Origin of the sequence: Oceanipulchritudo coccoides, assembly GCF_010500615.1 — a bacterium.
Lineage (GTDB): Bacteria > Verrucomicrobiota > Verrucomicrobiia > Opitutales > Oceanipulchritudinaceae > Oceanipulchritudo > Oceanipulchritudo coccoides.
Genome location: NZ_JAAGNX010000002.1, coordinates 1,186,503 through 1,194,360, shown reverse-complemented (window position 1 = coordinate 1,194,360; position 7,858 = coordinate 1,186,503). Strand labels below are relative to the sequence as shown.

At 52.4% G+C, this 7,858-nt stretch carries 8 protein-coding genes; 3 read left to right on the top strand and 5 right to left on the bottom strand.

Going from position 1 to position 7,858, the window contains the following annotated elements:
- Positions 1 to 154: 154 nt before the first annotated feature.
- The 4 genes from G0Q06_RS10600 to G0Q06_RS10585 form a co-directional block, all read right to left on the bottom strand.
- Positions 155 to 2,017 (bottom strand): ABC transporter substrate-binding protein, encoded by a 1,863-nt coding sequence (locus G0Q06_RS10600; protein WP_163965562.1) that lies wholly within the window; start codon positions 2,015 to 2,017, stop codon positions 155 to 157.
- Positions 2,018 to 2,233: 216 nt separating this feature from the next.
- Positions 2,234 to 2,662 (bottom strand): hypothetical protein, encoded by a 429-nt coding sequence (locus tag G0Q06_RS10595; RefSeq protein WP_238710509.1) that lies wholly within the window; start codon positions 2,660 to 2,662, stop codon positions 2,234 to 2,236.
- A gap of 124 nt (positions 2,663 to 2,786) precedes the next feature.
- Complete coding sequence (locus tag G0Q06_RS10590) at positions 2,787 to 2,993, bottom strand: helix-turn-helix transcriptional regulator (protein WP_163965560.1); 207 nt, start codon at positions 2,991 to 2,993, stop codon at positions 2,787 to 2,789.
- Positions 2,990 to 3,391, bottom strand: coding sequence for a hypothetical protein (locus G0Q06_RS10585; protein WP_163965559.1), 402 nt, complete (start codon positions 3,389 to 3,391; stop codon positions 2,990 to 2,992). Before G0Q06_RS10585 ends, G0Q06_RS10590 begins: the two co-directional genes overlap by 4 nt.
- A 337-nt stretch (positions 3,392 to 3,728) precedes the next feature.
- Between G0Q06_RS10585 and G0Q06_RS10580 the strand changes: the two genes are divergently transcribed.
- Entirely contained in the window at positions 3,729 to 4,319 is a 591-nt protein-coding gene (locus G0Q06_RS10580) for a hypothetical protein (protein WP_163965558.1), read from the top strand.
- Positions 4,320 to 4,338: 19 nt separating this feature from the next.
- Here G0Q06_RS10580 and G0Q06_RS10575 read toward each other — a convergent pair whose 3' ends face one another.
- The gene (locus G0Q06_RS10575) at positions 4,339 to 5,322 is read right to left on the bottom strand and encodes an HNH endonuclease (RefSeq protein WP_163965557.1); all 984 of its coding nucleotides are present in this window, start codon (positions 5,320 to 5,322) and stop codon (positions 4,339 to 4,341) included.
- Between the two features lie 266 nt (positions 5,323 to 5,588).
- On the opposite strand from G0Q06_RS10575, the gene G0Q06_RS10570 reads away from it, so the two are divergent.
- Together G0Q06_RS10570 and G0Q06_RS10565 are read left to right on the top strand one after the other, a co-directional pair.
- Positions 5,589 to 6,530 (top strand): restriction endonuclease, encoded by a 942-nt coding sequence (locus tag G0Q06_RS10570; RefSeq protein ID WP_163965556.1) that lies wholly within the window; start codon positions 5,589 to 5,591, stop codon positions 6,528 to 6,530.
- Positions 6,531 to 6,899: 369 nt separating this feature from the next.
- Positions 6,900 to 7,445, top strand: coding sequence for a GIY-YIG nuclease family protein (locus tag G0Q06_RS10565; RefSeq protein ID WP_163965555.1), 546 nt, complete (start codon positions 6,900 to 6,902; stop codon positions 7,443 to 7,445).
- Positions 7,446 to 7,858 lie beyond the last annotated feature (413 nt).

Below are 7,858 nucleotides of genomic sequence, written 5' to 3'. Positions count from 1 at the left end.
AGCCCAGGTTGAGGGTTCCGCAACGCCGAACCCGATGCCTGGGTATGAATGTGAATGGGGACGTATGTGAATGGGGATGTATATGAATGGATATGCGTTGGCGGCCTGAATGGCCGCGGGAAGCCGGACTCGGGGCTGTAATTGTCCCCGCCCGCTACTGCTTCCAGCGATCGTAGACGGTCGTCTTCGGGGGAAATCCCTGGCCCTTGCGCCGGGCCTCAAGGGTTTGCTCCCGGATGTCCTCATCGATCCAGAAGACACCCGAGGCGGTGAACATGAAATACTTGGGCACCTGGAAGTACTCCGGCCATTGCATCCATCGCCAGCAGCCCCAGCGGGTGAAGTCGGCACTCAAGCCGGGCACCCAGGCGGCGTATTCGTAGAGGCGCTCCTGTATGTCATGAGAAACCTGATACGCCTTCTCCGGATCCCGAAGCTGATCCCACTCCTCGAGCAAGGCATCCAGCCTGTCGTCACGGATATTCGTCGAGTTGAAGTTCTTTGGCTTTCCAGCATCTTCACCACGCATTTCCCATTCAAAGGTCGGAACTTTGGCATAGCCGGTATTCCATCCGAAGAGACAGATCTCGTGGTTTTTCTCGAAGACCTTGGTGAAGAAAGCGGTGGGATCCATTTCCTCGATGCGCAGGTCCAATCCGGCCTGGGCGGCTTCCTCCCGCAGGACAAGGGCGATGCGGCTTTCCTCAGAGCGACTGCTTATTGAAAAAGTGAAGGAAAGTCGCTGTCCGGCATCATTGACCAGAATCCCGTCAGGTCCCCGCTCTGTGAAGCCGGCCTTGGCAAACTCCTCCAATGCCTTGTCTATACTGAAATCACGGGCGCGCATGTCGGTATGGTCATAGGGTCCATATCCGTCGACAAAGGAGCGGATGCGCCGCTGGTCGCCGCGATGAATATCCTTGTTTACCCGCTCGTAGTTGGTGGCGTGTTGAATGCCGACCCGGATATCCCGGTTATCCAGGAGGGGGCTCATTGAATTTATAAAAAGCCCCATGCTTCCCGTCGGGAGCAGGTGGTAAACCTGTGCCCGTTCAATATATCCATTCTTGATGGGATCAACGTCTGCGCGGTCATACCAGAGTTCGGTTTCATTGATCGGGAACAGGTCAAGGGTCCCATTGAGAAAGGCCTCAAACGCCTTGAAGTCATCGCGGACCACGACGTAGGTGAGTTTATCCACATTGTAACGGTACCGGTAGAACGGCTTGTCATCCGCCCACCAATTGGTCAGCCGCCGGAAGGTGACCTGCTCACCGCGCCGGATATCCTCTGTATCCAATGTGTAAGCACCCGTGACAGGCGCGAACCGCGAATGGTAGCGATCGGTGTAATCCGGGCCGAATTCACGGTAGAACTCGCGCTGGAACAGAATGTAGGATGCCCCCCATGCAAGCGGACTGGGGGTCGGCTTCGCGAGGGTTAAGGAAAAGGTCCGTTCGTCGTAGCGGGTGATGTTCGCGATGTTCTCATCATACACCCGGTTCACCGCAGGGTCCTGGACGTGCGGGGACAAGAGGACGTAAAGGGAAAACAGGAAGTCCTCCGTCGTCACCGGGCGGCCATCGCTCCATCGGGCATCCGGATCCAGCTCAAAGTAAATCCGTTGGGGAGTCGTGTTCTCCACAGCCCAGCGCCGGGCAAGGCCGGGGATGTAGCCGTCTTCCCATGGATGTCCGGAGACGAGAAAAACCGAATTGGCGTTCCATAAGGGGCCGCGCAGGCTGCCATTGGCATCAGGTCCAAGGACACGCAGCGTCGCCTGCAACCGGGGTAGTCTCAACCGCAGATGCCCTCCCCGCTTGGCCCGCGGATCACCGAACGAAGCCAACTCCGATCCGTCCTGCCAGTCAAGGCCCTCCGGCAGGTCCTCAGGGCTGGCAAAGACAAAGCGCTCCGGGTGCGCCTCATAATACGCCTCCACCTCTTCCGTGTTGTCGTAGGCGGCCACTTCGTCCCCCTCCCGACGACCGCACCCCGCAAGCACAATTACAGACATCAAAACAACAGCTTGTAGGGCAATCCTCATAGGGACTCATTGCCGCTTACACGACTCCGTGGCAATTATTTTCAGGACGCTTGCACGCATGGAGTCGCGCATGGAAGAGCTAAACAGGGGGTGACGCGCAGTAAAAAGTTGGCGCCCCGAAAAGTCCCCCGAAGCCTAGCAGGCGTGGGCGAAAGGGGCGCGGTAAGGCACTGCAGAGATTATCGCCTATGACCGAGATCCCGGCGGCATGTACCGTTGGTCTGGATGACCTTCTACCTCTGGAATTTCTGCTACGGAGGAAGACTCTTCGAGTATAGGCAGAGCAGTCTCCTCTTGAATCTCATCAAGGACAATTTTGGTTAGATGAATTTCATTTCCACCGTGATTCAGCCAACGGATGATCCGTTCCAACCAATTACCCGGGAAGAATGTCCAGATCGCCAAGGCGAAGACACCAAACCAGGTCATAAAAATGGATACCGTCATAAAGAGGGGAAAAAGTGACGACGGCGCTGGTCCTCCACCGATTGGCCCAATTATTTGTTCCAGATCGTAGGAAAAAAGGCTGGATGCAATGAATGCCCACAGCATCGGCAACCAGATAAATAAAAGGAGCGATACTCCGACTAATTTGCAAAACCTATCCAAGCGCATAAAGGCCTGATAAGCATCTCAGAAAGATGAATCAATACCTTTCCGCCCTACGATGCTGACCTTAGAAAGATCTCTTCCCGATGGTGGTTCAAACGGGAAATGGGGACAGGGTAGTTATTTTCCCTCAACCTTCATCGCCGGATTCGTGGGTGAAGATGTCCTCGATCCGGCGCTCGAAGACATGCGCCAGGGAAAAGGCCAGCTTCAGGCTGGGATCGTATTTTCCGTTTTCCAGCGCAATGATGGTCTGCCGCGATACGCCCAGCTTCTCCCCGAGCGTAGCCTGCGACCAACCCGCCTCATTGCGCAATTCTTTCAGTGAGTTCTTCATTGGTAACGCTTTCGTGCAAGAGCCTGTCCAACAACCCAGAGGACCATCAACATCGGAAGGACCCAAACGGTATCCAGCTCGGGATAGCCCACCCCTTCCATGAAGCCATAGGCCCCCGTGAGAAGGCCGGTCATGACCGCGGAGAAGACAACAGCTTCAAATTGCATCTTCCGCTGCAGTTCATCAAGGGAACGGATGAACCGCATGATGATGATCCCCACCCAGGCAATGGGTAACATCGGTAGCAGGGCAATCAGGGTCCGCAGACCGAAATGCTCGATTCCCGCGTTCTTCAAAGTATAGACGGAACCATAGGTCACCACGCAATATGTGATGGCCCAGATCAGCATCTGTCTGCGGTAAGTTTTGTTCGGTTCGCACATGGTTTCCATAATCATTTCCTATTCGTTTTCTTATTCGTGTTAATTGATTTTAGATGTAAAGTATCCTTAACATGTAAAGCAGACTTAACATGTCAAGTATCCTTTACAATATTTTTTTGAACGTCTCCAATTCACCCTCCTCAAGCTCTTCGTCATCGCCGACGTCCGCAGCCGACACTGTCCTCTTGCCCTTGGTCGAGGATTTGAATGAGCTCATCCCTGAGGCGGAGCGGCGAGTGGAGGGGTGAGGTGAGCAGAAGCGGGCTCACTTAATTAATACCAGGGGACTTTCAGTAAAAGGGTAACTCCAATCATCTGGACAATACGAAATCCTGAAAATAGGGTGCAGCCCATGCCGGACCACTCTACTTTTATTTCAACCTCCCAAAACTACTGGTTTAGAATTCTGAAGGCAGGAATCTCTATTTCCATTTTGTTTCCCTGGATGCTGTCCGCTGCCTCAGAAGATTTAGGATACGATACTCGATATTACTATGACCTGTACGGATCACAGGTTGCTGACAGTGTTCCGCAATACCTGCATTTTGGGATTCCATGGAATGGGTCCATTTCACCGAGGATCAAAGGTCCTTACAAGGTCCGCACATTTAAAGAGGGGAAGCTGACGGCGACTGTTTATTTCAATCGTCCTGACCTCCGAGCAATTGCGGTGGAATACCGTCTTCCGCATCGCTGGACAGAAAAGCAACTGGAGGCAGCCCTAAAGCCCTATGCCAATTTCTGGAAGGCCACCCACTCGCACGATGCAAGCGTCTTCTCTCGACTGATCCGCCAAGAGGTCCTTGTTAGCAACGATGGGAAATTAGCCTATTATTCCCCATACACAATGAAGCTTACAATCCTTAGCCCGCTAGTTCTTGAAGAATTCGATAAGGCCCTAAAAAAGAGTGAGAAGAAAAAGGAGAAAGTCCCGGAGTTTTAAACAGGAAACTCAGTTGGCCTTACCCCGCAAACTTGCCCCAAATCTCATCCCGATGCCACTGAAGGGCTTCCTGGTGGGGATGGAAGTATTCTTCATCGGGTAGATAAATTTTCTTTCGATCCAATTCAAAAAGTGGGAAATTTTGAATTTTTGCAGCCTTCGCTTCGGGATGGATCAGCACCTCATACTGGTCTGACAAGGTAAAGAGCCCTTTATCGAAGGCCCAGTGAACGGATCGGCTCATCGCAATTCCGTTCTTTGGATTATCCGTACCGTTCTGTTCCTTTGAAATGACATGCGCCGCCTCGGCTTCGACAATGTCATTCAATTCAAAGCGCTGACCCGTCACCGCGCAGGTGGAGTTGTAGTTGCCAAGGACGATACGCCGGAAATGCTGGCTCCTCTTCTGGGCATTTACCCGATAGAGGCGGCGATTTGGATCCTCGAAGGGATTCCATGCCTCCAGTGCCTCAAGCTGTATTGCTGTATCGATCAGGTCATCTTCCATGACCATCCCCTCGCCCAGGTACTCATAGATTTCCTCAATCCGCATGCCCCGAATGCGGAAGAGGCGGACTTGCTCATCATATCCTTCAAGCAGCCCCAGTCCGAGAAGACGATAACGGGTTCCGTTCGGTCCAGTCTTATCACTGAGCTGCTTCAGTACCAAAACCGGTTCCTTGTCCCCCAGGCAATTGAACAAGGATGCATTGACCGCCGATTTCAGCGAGCCGGCCTTTGGACTGTAATCAAAATACCAGGATCGGTCAGGATTGTACTCAACCCGGTCCGCATAGGGATTCTTCAACATGCTGGCGATGCTCAGTGCGTAGTCACCGCCTGCAGGTTTGTAGATGCCTTCAATAAGATTGTGGAGTCGATCAAGACCTGGAAGGGCTTCACCTGTCTTTTGAATAAACGACGCGGGCACGGCCTTCCCTAAATACGGAAGAATCCGCTGAAAAGTCGCCTTGCGCGCCTCCCTATCCATGTACCCCGACATCGAAAAGAGGAGTATTTGCTGCGTAGGCTTTTGTCCAGGAGGAAGTTTTTACCATTTAGACGCGATTTTTCTTCAAAATAGGGAATCTAATCATTAGACGTATACCCCGGACCGATCAGCTCGGGATTCAGCTCTCAATTCATTTAATCCCCCCATGCCCAAGAAAACGACTACCCGCCCGTCGACCGGGACGAGGTCTACAAGGAGGTCTTTGAACAGGCCGAGAATTTTAAGAAGTACAAGAGTGCGTGAGGAGCGCTAAGATTATGCAAAACAAACCAACCCAATGCCCTACCTGGGACGAATTCCTAAGACCCCTTCTGGAGTTAGCAGAACAGGAACCCATCATTAGACGAACAGCTGCTCAAAAGATCGCCGATCGATATGCTTTCCCGGATGAAATCCGTAACTCTCGTCTTAATAGCGGTCATCTCCGTATCCAGAATCGGGCTGGCTGGGCGATGAGTTCTTTGGTGAAAGCAAAATTCATTTCCAAACATCCCACGGAAAAATTCACCTACGAGATAACTCAGGCCGGCAAGGATTACCTGAGACAGCATCAAGGGCCAATAACTCCTGCAGACTTGAAGAATCTTGATGGATATGTGGAAGCATGGGAGGAAGCTTCAGCAAAGCGCAAAAAGAAAGGACGAACGGGTTCAGAAACAGTAGTTGAACTGGAAACAACCACACCAGATGATCGCATCGACACAGCCTACAACGAGCTCAATGATTCCCTGGCCGGAGAGCTATTGGAAAATATGCAGGCAATGAACCCGTACCATTTCGAGCAGCTCGTCGTCGACCTCCTCTTCGCCATGGGCTACGGCGGTTCCCGCGAGGAAGCCGCCCAAGTGACCCAGAAATCCAACGACGGAGGGATCGACGGCATCATCAGCGAAGACCGACTCGGCCTGGATGTGATTTACATCCAAGCCAAACGCTACCAAGCAGAATCAACAATAGGACGGAAGGAAATCCAAAGTTTTGTGGGGGCGCTTGCGGGAAAACAAGCGGACAAAGGTGTATTCATAACAACAAGTGGCTTCAAAACAACTGCGATTGAATATGCCGATAATGTTCAACAAAAAGTCATCCTCATCAACGGTCAACGTCTGGCCGACCTCATGATAGAACATAACATCGGCGTATCAACCATCCGTACTGTTGAGCTCAAGCGCCTCGATTCCGATTATTTTGAGGATTGATCCATCGATGCAGCAAAAGTTTTCGGAAAGGCATGGTTTTCGGGAACTAAACTTAAAACGAATTGAGCGTAGATTATGCTAAGTGTTAAAGAGCTCTTCATTGCCGATGGCCTTAATGTCCCGGGGAATCAGATTAAACTTGTTCGTCACGTAGATCACCAAGGTCGGTCAATCAGACAAATAATAAAAGAAGGCCTATTTGACCTATACCAAGCTGAACAAAAAGAAACGGTTCGGCCATTTCATGGCTGCCAAGTTTTGCTTTCCTTCCTTGGTATCGAATCTAACAAGGCCCAGTTTTATGGCGCTTACCGGGTTAATGGAAGCCGACCCTTAAAAAAATCCGACTGGCCCAACATGCCCGAATGGATGCTTAAAGCCCATGAAGATACAATACCGAGGATACATTACGATCTAGAAGAGATTGAATCCCTTAGATCCTACCGGGACCGACTTATCGTTCAGTGGAGAAATCCACGCGGGTGGCATCAATGGAAGGACCTGGACATCTACGAAATACTGCCTGTCACGGTATCCACACTTTTCCCCGGCTATCAGGAAGTCTCTCTGAGCTACGAACAGTTACGGTCCATCTTCGCGGATCCCCGGGCACACCGCGATTGGAAGGCGGCCCTGAAAGCGAATGCCGGGATTTACCGGATCGTGGACATGTCGACCGGGGAAACCTACATTGGCTCCGCCTACGGCAGCGACGGCCTATGGGGACGATGGGGAACCTATGCCAAGACCGGGCACGGTGGAAACAAGCTTCTGAAAGAGCGAAAACCCGGAAATTTCCGCTGGTCAATCGTCCGCACCCTTTCCACCACTATGGCCCCAAGGGATGTGATCCAGATAGAGAGTATGGAAAAGATAAAGCACGGGAGTCGAGCGATAGGCCTGAATGAAAATTGATAGAGAAATTTGAGCATATCTGGTGAATGAATCACTAAAGCTACGCCCCCGGAACCCATGCCCCCCAACACGCCAAAAATCCTCACGGCCCGCCTGGCCGAATGGGCCAACGGCCCATGCCATACCAGCCCAGCTTGTAGGCCTGCGCAGCGGGCCGGAGGGCTGGGTTACTTGACCGGGAATGACAATGGCATGGAGGCGGGCTTCCAGCCCTTGCGATGATGATGCCTCCTTCACCCCGGCCGTTGGCCGGGGCTGGTATGGATTCCGGCCTTCGGCCGTCAGTTGGATCAAAGACCTGGGGTTCTGTTGACGCCGATGCGTCGTTAAGCAAGCCGCTGGGCGGCCGACCAGATTGAGGCATGGGTGGAGGAGCAAATCGAGGCGCTGGAGGAGGGGTGAGGATCACCCTT

Coding starts and splice junctions, on each gene's coding strand:
- G0Q06_RS10570 (WP_163965556.1), top strand. CDS start 5,589: ATGCAAAACAAACCAACCCAATGCCCTACCTGGGACGAATTCCTAAGA.
- G0Q06_RS10580 (WP_163965558.1), top strand. CDS start 3,729: ATGCCGGACCACTCTACTTTTATTTCAACCTCCCAAAACTACTGGTTT.
- G0Q06_RS10595 (WP_238710509.1), bottom strand. CDS start 2,662: ATGCGCTTGGATAGGTTTTGCAAATTAGTCGGAGTATCGCTCCTTTTA.
- G0Q06_RS10600 (WP_163965562.1), bottom strand. CDS start 2,017: ATGTCTGTAATTGTGCTTGCGGGGTGCGGTCGTCGGGAGGGGGACGAA.
- G0Q06_RS10565 (WP_163965555.1), top strand. CDS start 6,900: ATGCTTAAAGCCCATGAAGATACAATACCGAGGATACATTACGATCTA.
- G0Q06_RS10590 (WP_163965560.1), bottom strand. CDS start 2,993: ATGAAGAACTCACTGAAAGAATTGCGCAATGAGGCGGGTTGGTCGCAG.
- G0Q06_RS10575 (WP_163965557.1), bottom strand. CDS start 5,322: ATGTCGGGGTACATGGATAGGGAGGCGCGCAAGGCGACTTTTCAGCGG.
- G0Q06_RS10585 (WP_163965559.1), bottom strand. CDS start 3,391: ATGATTATGGAAACCATGTGCGAACCGAACAAAACTTACCGCAGACAG.